General features: G+C 60.8%; 14 protein-coding genes and 2 tRNA genes. 8 read left to right on the top strand and 8 right to left on the bottom strand.

The window, feature by feature from the left end; all coding sequences use genetic code 11:
• Positions 1-66 precede the first annotated feature (66 nt).
• The 3 genes from MHAR_RS08535 to MHAR_RS12540 all read right to left on the bottom strand — a co-directional run bounded on the left by MHAR_RS08535 (position 67) and on the right by MHAR_RS12540 (position 984).
• Positions 67-141, bottom strand: a tRNA-Glu gene (locus MHAR_RS08535).
• A gap of 31 nt (positions 142-172) precedes the next feature.
• Positions 173-574 carry an endonuclease III domain-containing protein gene (locus MHAR_RS12535; RefSeq protein ID WP_014587212.1) on the bottom strand — a complete coding sequence of 134 codons (402 nt, stop codon included), beginning with the start codon at positions 572-574 and terminating at the stop codon, positions 173-175.
• Positions 535-984, bottom strand: coding sequence for an endonuclease III domain-containing protein (locus tag MHAR_RS12540; RefSeq protein ID WP_014587213.1), 450 nt, complete (start codon positions 982-984; stop codon positions 535-537). Before MHAR_RS12540 ends, MHAR_RS12535 begins: the two co-directional genes overlap by 40 nt.
• A 260-nt stretch (positions 985-1,244) precedes the next feature.
• On the opposite strand from MHAR_RS12540, the gene MHAR_RS08545 reads away from it, so the two are divergent.
• Positions 1,245-2,522 (top strand): MgtC/SapB family protein, encoded by a 1,278-nt coding sequence (locus MHAR_RS08545; RefSeq protein WP_014587214.1) that lies wholly within the window; start codon positions 1,245-1,247, stop codon positions 2,520-2,522.
• Between the two features lie 65 nt (positions 2,523-2,587).
• Here MHAR_RS08545 and MHAR_RS08550 read toward each other — a convergent pair whose 3' ends face one another.
• From MHAR_RS08550 to MHAR_RS08565, 4 genes are all read right to left on the bottom strand, one after another.
• Positions 2,588-2,869 carry a hypothetical protein gene (locus MHAR_RS08550; protein WP_014587215.1) on the bottom strand — a complete coding sequence of 94 codons (282 nt, stop codon included), beginning with the start codon at positions 2,867-2,869 and terminating at the stop codon, positions 2,588-2,590.
• 141 nt (positions 2,870-3,010) lie between these two features.
• Positions 3,011-3,298 carry a hypothetical protein gene (locus MHAR_RS08555; RefSeq protein ID WP_014587216.1) on the bottom strand — a complete coding sequence of 96 codons (288 nt, stop codon included), beginning with the start codon at positions 3,296-3,298 and terminating at the stop codon, positions 3,011-3,013.
• Positions 3,299-3,450: 152 nt separating this feature from the next.
• Positions 3,451-4,266, bottom strand: coding sequence for an NAD(+)/NADH kinase (locus tag MHAR_RS08560; protein WP_014587217.1), 816 nt, complete (start codon positions 4,264-4,266; stop codon positions 3,451-3,453).
• Positions 4,253-5,092, bottom strand: a complete 840-nt coding sequence (locus tag MHAR_RS08565; protein WP_014587218.1) for a bifunctional fructose-bisphosphatase/inositol-phosphate phosphatase — start codon at positions 5,090-5,092, stop codon at positions 4,253-4,255. Before MHAR_RS08565 ends, MHAR_RS08560 begins: the two co-directional genes overlap by 14 nt.
• A gap of 327 nt (positions 5,093-5,419) precedes the next feature.
• Between MHAR_RS08565 and MHAR_RS08570 the strand changes: the two genes are divergently transcribed.
• The 5 genes from MHAR_RS08570 to MHAR_RS12550 all read left to right on the top strand — a co-directional run bounded on the left by MHAR_RS08570 (position 5,420) and on the right by MHAR_RS12550 (position 12,643).
• Positions 5,420-6,943 (top strand): sodium:solute symporter family protein, encoded by a 1,524-nt coding sequence (locus MHAR_RS08570; RefSeq protein WP_048144950.1) that lies wholly within the window; start codon positions 5,420-5,422, stop codon positions 6,941-6,943.
• A 58-nt stretch (positions 6,944-7,001) separates the two neighbouring features.
• Positions 7,002-7,075, top strand: a tRNA-Val gene (locus tag MHAR_RS08575).
• 347 nt (positions 7,076-7,422) lie between these two features.
• Complete coding sequence (locus MHAR_RS08580) at positions 7,423-7,644, top strand: hypothetical protein (protein ID WP_143763365.1); 222 nt, start codon at positions 7,423-7,425, stop codon at positions 7,642-7,644.
• 129 nt (positions 7,645-7,773) lie between these two features.
• Positions 7,774-11,928, top strand: coding sequence for an Eco57I restriction-modification methylase domain-containing protein (locus MHAR_RS12545; protein ID WP_052301007.1), 4,155 nt, complete (start codon positions 7,774-7,776; stop codon positions 11,926-11,928).
• Between the two features lie 223 nt (positions 11,929-12,151).
• The gene (locus MHAR_RS12550; RefSeq protein WP_014587222.1) at positions 12,152-12,643 is read left to right on the top strand and encodes a GNAT family N-acetyltransferase; all 492 of its coding nucleotides are present in this window, start codon (positions 12,152-12,154) and stop codon (positions 12,641-12,643) included.
• Between the two features lie 237 nt (positions 12,644-12,880).
• Here the strand turns inward: MHAR_RS12550 and MHAR_RS08595 are convergent, their stop codons facing one another.
• Positions 12,881-14,110 (bottom strand): serine hydrolase domain-containing protein, encoded by a 1,230-nt coding sequence (locus MHAR_RS08595; protein WP_228369648.1) that lies wholly within the window; start codon positions 14,108-14,110, stop codon positions 12,881-12,883.
• Positions 14,111-14,524: 414 nt separating this feature from the next.
• On the opposite strand from MHAR_RS08595, the gene MHAR_RS08600 reads away from it, so the two are divergent.
• Both MHAR_RS08600 and MHAR_RS08605 read left to right on the top strand, forming a co-directional pair.
• Complete coding sequence (locus MHAR_RS08600) at positions 14,525-14,995, top strand: hypothetical protein (protein ID WP_014587224.1); 471 nt, start codon at positions 14,525-14,527, stop codon at positions 14,993-14,995.
• 237 nt (positions 14,996-15,232) lie between these two features.
• A complete protein-coding gene (locus MHAR_RS08605) occupies positions 15,233-15,523 on the top strand; it encodes a nucleotidyltransferase family protein (RefSeq protein ID WP_048144957.1) in 291 nt (96 codons plus the stop codon).
• The last annotated feature ends 49 nt before the right edge of the window (positions 15,524-15,572 follow it).

Consider the following 15,572-nt stretch of genomic DNA (forward strand, 5'->3'; position numbering starts at 1 on the left):
TAACAATCTTCCGGGGGAGCATCGTGGGAATTATATGGCCCCTAAATATCCTATTTTTTAAAAGAATGCTCCGGTGGGGATTTGAACCCCAGTCGCGGGAGTGAGAGTCCCGCATGATTGGCCGAGCTACACTACCGGAGCGCCGGTGGCCCTTCGGTTGGCGTTCTACCATTTAACCCTTTTGCCCCACCCGGCCGGCGCTGGGGCAGACCTCGGCGAGGACGCAGGCCCCGCAGGAGGGGGACCTCGCCCGGCAGACGGCCCGGCCGTGCCTGATCAGGTTGACGTGGAAGGAGCAGTACTTCTCCCGGGGGGTGATCTCCTCCAGGATCCGCTCCGCCTCCTCTATGCTGGCGCCGGCGGGGACGAAGCCGAGCCTCCGGGAGAGGCGGTTGACGTGGGTGTCCACCGGGAGGAGGGGCATCCTGAAGGCGAAGAGGAGGACGACGGCCGCCGTCTTCGGCCCCACCCCCGGGAGGCTCACCAGGAATTGGCGGGCCTCCTCTGCATCAGCGCCCCTCAGAAACTCCAGGTCTATCCGCTCCGGCCCTCCTGCCTCCTCCCTCTCGCCCATTTCATCCTCTTTTCCCCCTCCATCTCCTCCCCTCTCTCCTCCTCTCGCCTCCTCCTCTCGCGCTGCCTCTCCTGGATCATCGCCAGGGCCTCCTTGATCCTCCGGGTCTTGATGTTGGCGAGGCCACCACAGCGGATCAGCCCCGCCACCTCCTCATCGGGGGCGGAGAGGAGCGCCTGGTATGCGGGGTAGGCCCTCTTGAGGCTCTCGAAGGCCCGGTGGGTGTTAGCCGAGGTGGTGTTCTGGGAGAGGATCGTCTGGACGAGGAGGTCGACGGGGTCGTCCCCCCGCCTCCTGGGGAGGCCGTAGGCCTCCTCCAAAAGCTCTATGCACCGGTCGAGCCTCCTCTTCGTCTCCGCGGGGATCGGATCCTTGGAAGGAACTTTGGCTCCGGGATTGGTCGCTTCCATCCCTCCTCCGATCGCCCCGGAGGGTCAATAACCTGACGCTGCCCCCTCCGGGCGGGGCTCTCCTCTCCTACTTCGCCTTCCACCTCGATGCCGTCTTCCGGCCCGTCCTCCTCCTATCCTCACCATCCCCCCATCTTCCCATCATCAGCATCCACCCTATTCCCATCCACCCATCTTCCCCTCCTCATCCATCCTCCTCCCCATCTTTGCCGCCGGCTCCACGGAAAAATTATTAGCCGAAGGCTGCCAGGGTTTGAGGGATGGACTACGGCAGCCTGAGCCTGGAGGCGATGGCCTTCAGGGACCTCTACCCCTTCCTCATCTCGATCCTCATCGGGGCCCTCATAGGGACGGAGCGGGAGCGGGACCTCCTGGAGAAGAAGAAGCGGGGTGTGGCGGGCCTCCGGACCTTCATCCTCATAACCCTCCTCGGGACCCTCTCGGCAGCCATGGCGGCAGAGTACGGCGGCGCCTTCATCATCGTCGCCTTCGCCAGCTTCGCCCTCATGGTGGCGGTGGGGTACGCCGCCAGCGCGACGAACCTGGGGAGGCTCGACTTCACCTCGGAGGTGGCGGCGGCCATAGCCTTCATCCTCGGGGCCCTCTGCTACCACCCCGATACGGTGATGCTCGCCATCGCCCTCGCCATCCTGGGGACGGTGATTCTGGCGATCAAGAAGACCGCCCACCGGTACGTCGAGATCATCCGGGAGGAGGAGCTCCTCGACACCCTCAAGATGGGGCTGGTGGCCCTGGTGATCCTCCCCCTCCTCCCCAACACCACCATCGACCCCTTCGGGGTCCTGAACCCGCGGAACATCTGGATGATGGTCGTCCTGGTCAGCCTGATCGGGTACGTCGGCTACGTCATGATCAGGATCTTCGGGACGGATAGGGGCCTATCCATCACCGGGGCGCTGGGGGGGCTCGTCTCCAGCACCGCCGTCGCCACCACCATGGCGGCGGAGGCGAAGGCCCACCGGGAGGTGGTTCCCTCAGCGGTCTTCGCCACCACCATCGCGAGCTGCACCATGTTCCCCCGGATCCTCCTGGAGGTCTTCGTCGTCAACAGGGACCTCTTCCTGCCCCTCCTGCTGCCGATGGCGAGCATGACCGTCGCGGGGGTCGCCCTGGCCCTCCTCCTCTACAGGAAGAGGGAGACGATCGAGGCGCCCGTAAACCTCACCGACCCCTTCAGGCTCTCGCCTGCCCTCAAGTTCGGGGCCTTCTTCGCCCTCGTCCTCCTGGTCTCCAAGGTCGCGAGCATCTACTTCGGCGAGGCCGGGACCTACGCCGCGAGCCTGGTGGCGGGGCTTGCGGACGTAGACGCCATTACCCTATCCCTCGCGACCCTCGCCAGGACCCCGGCGATGGGGGAGGAGGTGGCGGTGGCGGCGATAACCCTCGCCGCCATGACCAACACCCTGGTGAAGCTCGCCATCACCTTCGTCCTCGGAACAAGGGAGTTCGGCTCCCAGGTGGCTCTGATCTTCATCCCCATGATCGGGGTGGGGATATTGACTATAATCCTCTTCTAGTTGAAAGAAAAATAGGAGGCCGCATCCCTCCACCGGGTGCGGCAGGAGTATCGATGGCTATCAGCTCATTCTCCGATGAAGACCTTCCGGACCACCTCCGAGAGGATCGGCCCTCCCCTGTCGACGACCTTCGCCTCATAGATCCAGAGCTCCTCCCTTCCTAGGGCCCCCTCGACGATCATCGCCATCCCTTCGTCCTTTGAAAGGTCGATCTGGTGCTTTTCGATCGTCGTCTCATCCAGTAGCTTCGGCTTTATCAGCTGGGTTAGCCTCACGGCGCAGCAGTGCTCCTTCGGCTCGAGGATCCTGAACCGGCCGCTCTCGACCACCCCCAAAAACTTCGTCATCAATTTCACCTCCGCTATCTTCATAAGGTCGCGATCGAATTTATATTTTTTGGCTTCGATTATGTTTCCCGAAGGGTGATGGCGGATTGGAGAGTTGGAGAGGGATATGGCGGCCTGAGGATGAAAAAGAACTCACCTCCCTTACACCCCCTGGCTCTGGAGGTATCCCCTGAGGGTGCAGGGTCCGTCGGCGGGGCCGATCGTCTCGAACCGGTCGCAGGGCGTCCCCCGATAGCATGGAAGGTCGTGGATGGCGCAGAGGGCGACCTCCCCGGTAAAGGCGAGATGAGTACACCTCTCGCCGGCGGGCTTTCGTATCATCGCCTCCGGGTCGCCGGGGTCGAGGGTTCCGTCGGGGCGTATCGACCGGGGGTTTATTATAAATATATCAAGATTTATGCAGCAGAGGCCGCACCGTGAGCAGATCATGATCACGCCCTCCCTCTCCGAGCCTATCTTAAATCATCTCCCCCGTCCCGGGAGGAGATGAAGGCCCCGGAGACCTCATCTCGCGGAGGAGGCCCCCGGTTTGGCGGGGCCCGCCAGGCCGCCATAGTCCCCTGACGAGCATTCTGGAACGGTCAGGCGAGCTTGCTCTTGACCTTCTCGTAGAACCCCCCCTCTCGGGCCTTGACGAATCGGGCGGGCTTCTCCGCCCGGCTGATGGTGATGTGGTCCCTTTTGGAGATGGTGGCGACGTTGTGGCCGTCGATGACGACCAGGGCCTCCTTCTCGGGGAGCTCGAGGTCGACCTTTATCACCGACTCGGCGGGGAGGACCCAGGGGCGGGCCGAGAGCTTGAAGGGGGCGAGGGGGACGAGGACGACGGCGTCGACCCTGGGGTCGACGATGGGCCCTCCGGCGGACATGGCGTAGGCGGTGGAGCCGGTGGCGGTGGCGAAGAGGAGGCCGTCGGCCCGGAGGCTCTCCAGGAGGAAGTCGTCGACGGTGATCTCAAACTCCAGCATCTTAGCGGGGCTCGCCGATAGGAGGGCGATCTCGTTTGTAGCCGGGGGGAGGGGGACGCCGTTGAGGCGGGTCGAAAGGCGGCTCCTCTCCATCACCTCGAAGCCGAAGAGGACCCGCTCCAGGGTCCTGACGGCGTCCTTCGGCTCGACGTCGACGAGGAAGCCGAGGGTCCCCATGTTGATCCCCAGGATCGGCCTTGGGTCCTCCATCCTCCGGATCGTCCTGAGGATCGTCCCGTCTCCGCCGACGGAGACGATGAAGTCGACGTCCATATCCTCGATCCGGGTCTCGGCGAAGCCGAGCTTCTTCGCCGTCTCCGGCTCGATGGTGATCCCGGCCCTGGACCGGAACCTCTCGACGAGGTTACGGACCAGGTTGATCGACTCGGGGTCGCCCCGGGAGACGAAGCCTATTCTAACCTCTGCCACCCCCCAGAAGGTCCAAAATATCCCGGTGGAAGATGCCGTTTGAGGCGATGTACTCGGACTTCTGCCACATGTCGCCGTTGAAGCCGATCTGGTCGCCCCAGCCGTCGGTGACGGTCCCGCCCGCCTCCTGGACGATGAGGCTCCCGGCGGCGACGTCGACGAGGCGGAGGCCGCCCCGGAGGTCGACGAAGGCGTCGAGCCTCCCGGCGGCGACGAGGCAGAGCTCCGCGGAGGTGGACCCCAGGGTCCGGATCCGCCGGACGACGTCGCCGAGGGGGACGATCCGTTCGGTGTTGGGGCGGAGGGTGTAGGCGGAGACGCTGAAGTTTTGGAGGGTGGGGGTCTTCGAGACGCGGAGGCGGGCCCGCCTCCCGGCGGCCTCGGACCAGGCCCCCCGCCCCCTCTCGGCAAAGTACCGGGCGGCGTGGGCGAGGTCGGAGACGTAGCCGAAGCTGGAGGTGGGGCCGCTGATGTAGATCGAGACCGAGTAGAAGGGGATTCCGGCGATGGCGTTGAAGGTCCCGTCGAGGGGGTCGAGGTGGAGGAAGTAGCTCGGGCATTTGCCGATCTCCTTTCTCCCTTCCTCCTCGGAGAGGATGGCAAAGTCGATCCCCGACCCCTCCAGGACGGCGAAGACCGCGTCCTCGGCCCGCTGGTCGATGCTCTTGGTGGGGGTGCCGTCCGCCCCCATGTGGATCACCCGGCCGCTGGCGGGGTCTCCGACCATCTCTTCGATCGCCAGAAAGACGGCTTCTGCAGCCGAGTTGCAGATCCCAAGAAGCCTCCTCCCTTCGGGGGAGAGGCCCATCTCCACCTCTTCTTCCATCAGGGAGTACCAGGACGAGATCTCTTATAAAAGTCGCCCCCCGAACGACGGTTGGGAATTATTTTAGACGTTAAATTTAAACGTGATATATTGCTACACGCTATCACATATCAGATGAAGGGCGCCCTTTCGCCGGGCCAATCCGGCGGTTTTGCGCCACATATGTACAAAAATGATCAACAATGCGAATCATTTCGCGGAGGTAGTTTGATTGTACGGATTGCCCTTTGAGACTCTATCCTTGGTCATCGCCGCGCCGGTGCTGATCTCCCTGGTGCTCCTATTCTGGGCGCTGAGGTGGTGAAGGAGTTGAATTTGAACTTCGAGATGTTGGCGATCGTCGCCGTCTACTTCCTGGGGCTGATGGCCGTGGGGGTCTGGGCCTCCAAGAAGGTGAGATCTTCGGAGGACTACATCCTGGCGGGCAGAAACCTCGGCTTCTGGGTCTTCACCATCCTCATCGTCGCCAGCATCTGCAGCGGGATGACGATCCTGGGGACGAGCGGCCTGGGGTATGTGACGGGATGGCCTACGATATGGGAGCAGGTCTTCGTCCCCCTCAGCGCTGCGGTCTGCATCCTCCTCTTCGGAACTAAGCTCCACGCCATCGGGCGGGAGCGGGGTTACCTGACGGTCCAGGACTACTTCTCGGACCGGTTCTACAGCAAGAACGGGATCCGGGGGCTATCGGCGGTGACGGGGATTCTCGTCTCCCTGATCTACATGGTGGGCCAGTTCGTCGCCATCAGCATGGTCCTCAGCTGGCTCTTCGGGATATCCTACCACACCGCCCTGATGATCTCGGCCCTGATCGTCACCGCCTACGTCATCATGGGGGGGCTCTACGCCGTCGCCTGGTCGAGCCTGATCCAGGGGCTGATGCTGATCGTCGGCGTTCTGCTGGTAGCCCCGGCGGTGGTCCGATCGGCGGGGGGGCTCACCCACATCAACGCCGTCCTGGCGGGGATCGACCCGAACTTCGTCCAGCCCTGGTACCCGAGCTGGTACCCTGAGATGGCGGGGCCCTACGCCGGGTACGCCTTCGCCACGCCCATCTTCCTCCTCTCCTTCTTCTTCCTCCTCGCCTTCGGCCTCGCCAGCGCCCCCCACGTCATAAACAACGTCTTCGCCGCCCGGGACGCCAGGTACTTCCGCTGGGCGCCCCTGGCCGCCTTCGCCGTCTACGTCGTCATCATGTACCTGATCAAGATCACGGGGTATGCGGGCAGGTCGATGGCCGCCGAGGGGATGATCAGCCTCCCGACGAACGTCTCAAACCCCTCCGATTACGTCTTCATCCTGGGGGCGGAGTACGCCTTCCCCAGCATCATCAGCGTCTTCATCGGGGTGATCGTCCTCGCCGCCGTCATGTCGACGACGGACCGGCTGATGCTGACCATCGGGACGTACTTCGGATGGGACATCTACAAGAGGTTCCTCCGCCCCGACGCCCGGGATCCGACGATCACCCTCGTCAGCCGGGTGGCGGTGGCGGCCTCGGCGGTCCTCACCCTCCTCCTGGCCTGGAGCAAGCCCCCGGAGCTTCTGGCGTGGCTGATATGGATGGGGATCGGCCTCATGCTCGCCTGCTACGTGGCGCCGCTCCTGGCCGGCCTTTACTGGAGGCGGGCGACGAGGGAGGGGGCGATCTTCTCCATGGGCCTCGGCCTCCTCGCCGCCGGGTTTGCCGGGTACTGGCACCAGTTCGTTCAGCCCCTCCCGGTCCACTTCAGCCTCTTGGGGTTCGCCATATCGATCGTCGCGATCGTCGTCGTCAGCCTCGCGACCTCGAAGCCCCCCGAGAAGGTCCTCGACCAGACCCAGACAGGCTTCTTCATCCGGAGGAGGTGACGGCGCGGAGCGGTAAGCGATAGGATCTAATATGAATAAGGACAAGGCATGGCCCGGCGGGCCCGTGGTCTAGTTGGTTATGACATCGCCCTTACACGGCGGGGATCACGCGTTCGAATCGCGTCGGGCCCATCTGGCCTTCATTCACTTTTTTGTTTCTGCAATAGGGCAAAGGCCGTCTATAAAAGATCCCGAAGACCTGAACTTTCGTCCTCTGACCCCCATCTCCTAATGATCTGAGGACCCCCGGCATCCTGAGGGGAGATGAAGAGACGGGATCCTCTCCTGGATCGCTCCTGGCAGAGCTGGCGTGAGGCGGGGCGGTGAGAAGCTGGCCGGCCAGCCCCCACCGACGACGCTTCCTCCGAGAGGGGGCTCGGGGCTTTTCGGAAGGCAGAGGCATAGGCCTGTGCCTTCCGGATGCGTTGGTCGCCCAACAGCCGAAAACTATTTTAAATTTAGCTTTGAAAAAGATATCCATGACCTGGGCAGATAAGCGGATTCGGCAGTACCGAGAAGGCGAGGAGCCGACGGTCCTGGAGAGGATAGCCCTGGAGCATGGCCACCCTGCCAACTTCGCCGCATCGATCCTGGCCCTGGCGGCTATCGGCTACGGCCTATGGGCGCATCAGGGGATCTGGATCGGCGCGGGTGTCGCCCTCGCCGTCCTCGGCCACCTCTACTGCTGGGCTCAGAAGTAGCTGGGGAGGCGGCCGGAGGCGGGGCGGGTCTTGTTAGAGAGGGACCCCAGCCCCGCCGGGCGGTTCCGGGTCCGCCAAGCGGGGGCCGTTGATCCGGCACCGGGGCCTCTCTCGACAGATTTATCGGCGATGGCCGCCGACGGGGAGCTGATGCCGATGGCGACGCGACCCTTCAAGAACCGGAACCTCTTCTCAAACCACTACCTCGAAAACCAGCTCAAGGCATCTCCCGAATGGGCCCGATCCGACCACGAGGCCGCCTTCGGAGATATTAGGAGGATCTACGAGCGGGAGAGCGCCTTCGTCGGCGGCCTCTCCGAGGCCCAGCTCGAAGAGCGGCTGATCCGGCGGGTCTTCGCCGTCATCCTGCCTGAGTACGAGGTCCAGGGGGCGACGAGGTCCCGGGAGTTTCCCGACTACGCCTTCTTCCCCCACCGGGAGGCCCGGGACCGGGCCCAGGCGAAGAAGGACACCGAGTCGTTCTTTTTGGAGGCCTTCGCCATCGGCGAGGTGAAGAGGTGGGATGCGGAGCTGGACCGGTTCGGAAGAGACCGGCAGGACAAGAGGAGAAACCCCTCCTTTCAGATCTGGCTCTACCTCACCGAGACGGAGCCGGCGTGGGGGATCCTCTCGAACGGGGGGAGGTGGCGGCTCTACCGGCAGGATCGACCCCTGGACGTCTACTACGAGGTGGACCTGGCGGCGATTTTGGAGGCAGGGGACGTCGATGCCTTCCGGTACTTCTACTACTTCTTCCGGCAGGAGGCGTTTTTACCCAACCAGCGGGGGGAGGTCTTCCTGGAGGAGGTCCTGCGGGGGTCGGCCAATTACGCTCGAGAGATCGGGGAGAACCTGAAGGAGAACGTCTACCGGGCGGGAAAGGTCCTCGCCGACGGTTTCATCCGCTGGCCGGAGAACCGCCTCGACCCCGCCGACCCCGAGACGAGGTGCCGGGTCCAGAGGAGCACCATGATCCTCCTGTACCGCTTTTTATTCCTGCTATACGCCGAGGGGAAGGAGCTTCTCGACCTGAAAGATGAGAGGTACGCCAGCTCCTACAGCTTCGACCGGATCAAAAAAGAGGTGGCCCTCCGGCGGGACGGCCCCGCAGCCCAGGGCTTTCTCCCCATAAAGAGGTCGCTATGGTCGGACCTATCCGACCTATTCCGGCTGATCGACCGGGGGAGCGAGAGGCTGGGGATCGGGGAGCTGATCGAGGTTCCCGCCTACAATGGAGGGCTCTTCGACCCCGGGAGGCACCCCGACCTCGCAGAGTGGACTATCGGCGATTCCTACCTCGCCGAGGCGATCGACCTCCTCTCCCGGTCGGAGGCGGGTTCGGTTTCGGGTTCGGGCACGGGCACGGGCTCAGGGGGCGGTAGAGGTGGCGGGGGCGGAAAGAAGGGCGAGGACGGGGGGGCGGGGGGCGACGGCAGCGGCGCCGGTGGCGGGGGTAAGGGGTTCGTCGACTACTCGACCCTGGAGATAAGGCATCTCGGCTCCATCTACGAGGGGCTTCTCGAGTACAGCCTGGCGGTCGCCGACGAAGACCTGGTCGTCTCCGGCGGCAAGGACCGGCGGTGGGTCAGCCTCGCGGAGTACAACCAGGGCAAGAAGAAGGCGAAGTCCTTCCAGGAGTTCTCGGAGTTCGACCGGGCGCGGGCCGGGGAGCTGTACCTGACGACCGACCGGGGGGAGAGGAAGGCGACGGGCTCGTACTACACCCCCGACTACATCGTCGACTACATCGTGGAGAAGACGGTGGGGCCGGTCGTCGAAGGAAGGTGGAAGGAGGCGCTCCTCGAGGAGCAGAGCCTCATCGAGGCGACCCTGGCCGTCAAGGTCCTGGACCCGGCCATGGGATCGGGCCACTTCCTCGTCGGGGCCGTCGAGTTTCTGGCGGGAAAGCTCCTCCGGGCGGCGGAGAGGGACATCGATTGGGGGTGGGTCGAGGACAGAGGGCAGTTCACCCCCGAGTGGGCGAAGAGGGAGGTGGTGGCGCGGTGCATCTACGGCGTCGACCTGAACGAGCTGGCGGTGGAGCTTGCCAAGGTCTCGCTGTGGCTATCCACCATCGCCAAGGATAAGCCCCTCTCCTTCCTCGACCACCGGCTCAAGCAGGGGAACAGCCTCGTCGGTGCCCGCCTCTCGGATTTGATGAACTATCCGGGCTCGATCGGCGCGGATAAGGACCAGACGACCCTCCCCTCCTTCGTCTCGCCCCGGTTCCTCACCCACCTCATCGGCAAGATCAGGGAGCTGGAGGAGATCGGGGACGACTCCCTCTCCGAGATCAAGGAGAAGGAGAGGGTCTTTGAGGAGTTTCGAAGCCTTCCCGAGTACACCAAGGCAAGAGCGATCGCCAACGTCCATACCGCCGTCTACTTCGGCGGCGGGGTCGAGGCGAGGGCGACGCCGCAAGGGACGAAGGACCCCGACCAGGTCTACCACGACCTCTTCTGGGCGGTCGGGGGCGACGAGGGCGAGTGGCGGCGCAAGACCTCGCCCCGGTGGTTTTCTGAGGCGCAGCGGATCGCCGGGGAGAGGAGCTTCTTTCACTGGGAGCTGGAGTTTCCCGAGGTCTTCTTTGCGGGCGGCGCCGTCAAAGATAACCCCGGCTGGGACGCGGTGGTGGGAAATCCGCCGTACGTCCGGCAGGAGGGGCTGGGGGAGTTCAAGGGGTACTTTGCGGAGAGGTACAGGGCGTATCACGGCGTCGCCGACCTCTACGTCTACTTCGTGGAGCTTGGAGCAAGCCTCCTCCAGAAAGAGGGGTTCTTCTCCTACATCCTGGCGAACAAGTGGATGAGGGCGAACTATGGCGAGCCCCTCCGACGGTGGATGAAAGAGCGGTGCATCGACGAGATCGTCGACTTCGGGGACCTGCCGGTCTTCCCGGAGGCGACGACCTACCCCTGCATTCTGCGGCTATGCGGCGGCCCGGCGAGGCCGAGCTTCCGGGCGGTGGAGGTCAAGACCCTCAACTTCGGCAGCCTGAAGGGTTATGTCGAGGAGCGCGCCTACTCCGTCAGCCTTTCAGGCTTGGACGACTCCGGGTGGTCACTGGTCGACGAATCGGTCCAGCGGCTTTTGGAGAAGCTCCGCCGGGCGGGGACGCCCCTGGGCGAGTACGTCAACGGCAAAATATTCTACGGGATCAAGACCGGCCTCAACGAGGCCTTCGTCATCGATGGGGAGACCCGCGCCCGCCTCATAGCCGAGGACCCGAAGAGCTCTGAGCTGATCAAGCCCTTCCTCGCCGGGCGTGACATCAAGAGGTATGAGCTGCCTGAGAGCGATCGTTACTTGATTCTGGTTCCGAACGGCTGGACCCGCGCTCAATCGTCGGGCGCCGAAGATCCCTGGGGCTGGTTCGAGGCAAAGTACCCGGCAGTTGCAGCTCATCTGGCGCAGTTTTCCGATGCGGCTCAAAAAAGGTATGATAAGGGCGAATACTGGTGGGAGCTGCGGGCTTGTGATTATTACGATCAATTTGAAAAGTCAAAAATATTCTGGCCCGAAATAGCTGGAAGTGCAAGGTTCACCTTCGATTCAAATGGACTATACGCAAACAACAAAGCTTACATTATTCCAGAGGCTACATACTATCTTCTAGCGCTCCTTAATTCATCATTGATTCGGCTTTTCATTCAAAATTCATGCACAGATCTCCAAGGAAACAGCTTTAATTTTTCAGCAATTTTCGTTGATAAAACACCCATCCGCCGCATCTCCTTTTCCACCCCCGAGGACGAGCGCCGCCGCCTGGCAGAGGAGCTGAAGGCCTTCTGCGCCGCCGGACATTTAGATAAAGTTCTAGATGTAGTCGACGGCTGCCTCCCGATGGACGCCGCAGGAGAGTTCGTCGCCGGGAGCGAGAGGTCCGACGTCGTCCACGATCTATTGGCGCACCTCGCCGAGGAGATGATCCGGATGAATCGGGAGAAGCAGGAGGAGATCCGGGGCTTCCTCGCGTGGCTTGAGGATTTCACCGGCGCCAGGATCGACGACCTCTCGAACAAGACGAAAGTTCAGGCCTACTACGAGGCCGATTTCGGCGAGCTTCTAGCGGTCCTCAAGAAGAACAAGCAGAAGCTCGCCGTCGACCCCGGCCGCCGGGCCTTCGGTGAGGACCTGCGGCGGGAATACTCGGCGTCGGTGGAGAAGCTCGGGCCGCTGCTCTTGCGGATCGGGGAGGTCGACCGGCTCATCGATGCGGTGGTGTACCGGCTATACGGGCTCACCGCCGAGGAGCTAGCGATCGTCGAGGGGAGCCTTCCGTGATCTCTTCCTGTCCTGGGGCTGGTGGCGGAGGGGGGTCTTCTGGGGGGCTCGCGGGTGGCTTGCGCCGCCCGGCGCTGCGGCGCCGGGCGGTCGGACGACGGGATCGAGAAAAAAAGATATGACATATAATCGGAAAGAATATTCATGGAGTGTAAATTAAAAGTATTCAGGAGATTTTTATATGAGAAAATCTTTAACGAGTAAGTCAATGGAAGGTTCTGCTATGATCGAATACGCATTTAGAGACGCTGAGGAGGAGGATATCCCAAAAATCATAAATTTGCTCAACGAGACTATCGTGGAGGTATACGGAAAGATCTTGCCGGAGGATAGGTTGAAGCCTTGGGCTGAAGGCGAACAGCTTAGTAGCGATGTCAACAATTCGTGGCAGAACATGATTGTTGCTGAAAAGGCTGGAGTGCTTGTGGCAGTTGCTGCTAGATTTGACGACTTGGTAGGCCTTGTTTGGGTTCATCCAGCCCACCAGAGAGGAGGGATAGGAAGCGTTCTACTGGATATTATTGAGACAGAGATAAAGAAGTCAGGATACGGGATGGCAAAGCTGGCATGTTTCAGCGATAACAAGAGGGCCATAAGGTTTTACCTGGACAAAGGTTGGAATCTCCTGAGCGAAGAGATGAACGAAGAGGCAGGTGCCTCGGAGATGATCATGACAAAAATGCTGAAAAAAGATGGATTGTGCGGGGAAGAGTAAAAAATACGGCAAGGCTGATGTAACCTCTTTTTGTCCAGTCCCATCGGAGTCGGTCATCATGCTTATGTCATCAATCTTAATGCTGCCACAGTCTAGCGGGCAAGATCAATGATCCGTCTCCCTTGGGTTGTCTTCTCAGCTCCGCTGGGTCTTCAAGATCTTCAATACCATACTGCCGGGGGTGTTGTGTTCCAGGGACATTAGACTCGAAGAATCATGATCTTTGTCGGATGCGGTCTAGTTCCCCACGCTCCTTATAGTGCTCATCAACTCTATCAGTACTTCAAAGCTCGTATTCATGCAAGATGACGACCCAAGATTTATGATGATATACGTGTCCGTCGTTCTGTCATAGAACATGTGAGTACCCCAGATCCCTATGTGGCCAGTGACGGTAGGAAAACCGCTGAGCATAGGGGAGAGACCCTGGAAATCGACTTCCATCATGCCCATACCGTATTTGATGCCTGGCATGAACTGGTTAGTAGCAGTCACCATCTGTCCCAGAAGATCAGGACTAATAAGCTGGCCGTCTCTCAGAGCCATGTGGAATCTCAGGAGGTCAGCAGGAGTAGAAACGATTCCTCCACCTGCCCAATCAGAGCTGAGCGATGTGAATTGGCTGATCTCTGTATCACTCAGCCAGGTCTTCTGGACAGGCTTCTTTGGCTGGTTGGCGGGTTCAGAACGGAACATGAGATATGAGTCGTTCATATTCAAAGGTTTGAAGAACTCGTCATGCAGGTTTACATGGAACGGTTTGGATGTTACGTTCTCGATGATCCTGCCTAACAGAACATAACCGGTGTCTGAGTAGTGGAAGAGATCTCCTGGCTTGCCAACAGCGTGCTGATTATCCCTTGAGAAGGCTAGCAGCATCTCTGGGGTCCAATAGGTATCTGGGTTGCTCAGGATCAGCTCCAGAAATAGTGTACCGTTAATGACCGGATCTTCGACGTAGTCGGCCACTCCCGACGTGTGGGTCAACAACTCTCGTATTGTCACTTGTTCCGCATAGTCTTTTTCTTCAAAGACGAAGAGATTCTCTAATGAGCTCTCCGGCATATAGTCGACAATTGGGTCGTCAAGAGAAACCGCTCCTCTCTCAGCGAGCATACATACCAGAGTAGCCGTGAAGACCTTCCCGATGCTGGCTATGTGGAATGGTACATCTTTTCCATCTGGTGGATACTCATAAGAGACGCCCAGCGTTTCAGAATGTAGTAAGACCTGTAGACTTGATCGGTCTTGGATCTGATCTTCAATTCCAGCCAAGTACTGGTCCAGATGCTCTTGGACATCAAAGCTCTTGTTGTCGCCGGAATCTCGGAGTCTACTCCCTTCGTAAGTGCGATCTTCACCCTTCAAGTCAACTCTGAGTTGGCCAATAATGTCCCACGCTTCGTCCATTGTTGGCGATATAGCATTCCAGAATTCAACCTTTACTATGGCCCTATGAAGATCCACCAACTGATTGAGTGTTTGTACTATAAATTGGCTTGATGGTACCTCAGAAGGCGACGGGTCACAGCAACCTCCAATGGGCAATGCTACTAGAGCGGCCAGAGCGATTCGAAATGCTAGACTGGCTACACCATTCATATAGATACCTCTTCTACTCCTCTGCTCACTTCGGGTCCCTCAGGCGCTTTTCTTGCATTGCGAGATTCTGCCTTGGAGGGGTTGACATCACCAATTGATATGCCGTGACACGGCATAAGGAACTGATTTCTTAGTCCCCAAATTCTTCCATGCTCTAATGCTGGTAGATACTACCTTAAAAGGTTTAGGTCTCTCTTCCATGTTCTATAAGTCAAATAAAGTCAGAAGCATATTAATTTCATCCATTTTTATATTGAAATAGTTCTCTGTGAGGGTTCAGTGCTGGGAGTAGTCGACGGCTGCCTCCCGAAGGACGCCGCAGGAGAGTTCGTCGCCGGGGGCGAGCGGTCCGACGTCGTCCACGACTTGCTGGCGCACCTCGCCGAGGAGATGATCCGGATGAACCGGGAGAAGCAGGAGGAGATCCGGGGCTTCCTCTTGTGGCTTTCGGATTACACCGGCGCCAGGATCGATGACCTCTCGAACAAGACGAAAGTCTCCGCCTACTACGAGATCGAGCTCTCCGAGCTTCTTGGCGTCCTCAAGAAGAACCGGGGCAAGCTCGCCTGTGATCCCAGCCGCCGGGCCTTCGGCGAGGACCTGCGGCGGGAATACTCAGCGTCGATGGAGAAGCTCGCGCCGCTGATCGCGCGGATCGGGGAGGTCGACCGGCTCATCGATGCTATCGTCTTCCGGCTCTACGGCCTCACCGAGGCGGAGATAGCGATCGTCGAGGGGAGCCTCTCGTGATATCTTTTCTGTCCGGGGCCGGTGGCGGAGGGGGGGTCTTCTGGGGGCCAGCGGGTGGCACGCGCCGCCCGGCGCTGCAGCGCCGGGCGGTCGGACGACGGGATCGAGAGATGGAGGAGGGGGGGCAGGGAGGGCCAGGGGCACATGGGGGGGCCGTCAGAGCTGCTTTGTACGGGATCGACGTGGGCTGTGGGCGTCAGGAAGTATAAATATAATCAGATACATAGGACGTCGGCGATGAAACTTGAGGAGCTTTTGAGGTCTCGCCGTGACGAGATCCTCGCCATTGCCGCAAAATATGGGGTGCGAAACGTCCGGATCTTCGGCTCCGTCGCCCGGGGCGAGGCCGATGACCGTAGCGACCTCGACCTCCTGGTGGAGCCTCTGTCGGGCTTCACCCTCATAAAAAACTCGGCGATCTCCCGGGAGCTGGAGGGGCTCCTGGGCCGCCAGGTCGACGTGGTGAGCGAGAGGGGCCTCAGGGAGCGGATTCGCCAACGCGTTTTGAAGGAGGCCGTCCCCCTTTGATCTCGGGATCCCCCTTTCTGCCCCCTCTAGGGGAGCTCTCGCCGGCCGC

Origin of the sequence: Methanothrix harundinacea 6Ac (genome assembly GCF_000235565.1) — an archaeon.
Lineage (GTDB): Archaea > Halobacteriota > Methanosarcinia > Methanotrichales > Methanotrichaceae > Methanocrinis > Methanocrinis harundinaceus.

Bases quoted from the DNA above. Each gene is read 5' to 3' on its own strand.
- MHAR_RS12535 (WP_014587212.1), bottom strand. From the start codon at position 574: ATGGGCGAGAGGGAGGAGGCAGGAGGGCCGGAGCGGATAGACCTGGAG.
- MHAR_RS12540 (WP_014587213.1), bottom strand. From the start codon at position 984: ATGGAAGCGACCAATCCCGGAGCCAAAGTTCCTTCCAAGGATCCGATC.
- MHAR_RS08545 (WP_014587214.1), top strand. From the start codon at position 1,245: ATGGACTACGGCAGCCTGAGCCTGGAGGCGATGGCCTTCAGGGACCTC.
- MHAR_RS08550 (WP_014587215.1), bottom strand. From the start codon at position 2,869: ATGACGAAGTTTTTGGGGGTGGTCGAGAGCGGCCGGTTCAGGATCCTC.
- MHAR_RS08555 (WP_014587216.1), bottom strand. From the start codon at position 3,298: ATGATCTGCTCACGGTGCGGCCTCTGCTGCATAAATCTTGATATATTT.
- MHAR_RS08565 (WP_014587218.1), bottom strand. From the start codon at position 5,092: ATGGAAGAAGAGGTGGAGATGGGCCTCTCCCCCGAAGGGAGGAGGCTT.
- MHAR_RS08570 (WP_048144950.1), top strand. From the start codon at position 5,420: ATGTTGGCGATCGTCGCCGTCTACTTCCTGGGGCTGATGGCCGTGGGG.
- MHAR_RS08580 (WP_143763365.1), top strand. From the start codon at position 7,423: ATGACCTGGGCAGATAAGCGGATTCGGCAGTACCGAGAAGGCGAGGAG.
- MHAR_RS12545 (WP_052301007.1), top strand. From the start codon at position 7,774: ATGGCCGCCGACGGGGAGCTGATGCCGATGGCGACGCGACCCTTCAAG.
- MHAR_RS12550 (WP_014587222.1), top strand. From the start codon at position 12,152: ATGATCGAATACGCATTTAGAGACGCTGAGGAGGAGGATATCCCAAAA.
- MHAR_RS08605 (WP_048144957.1), top strand. From the start codon at position 15,233: ATGAAACTTGAGGAGCTTTTGAGGTCTCGCCGTGACGAGATCCTCGCC.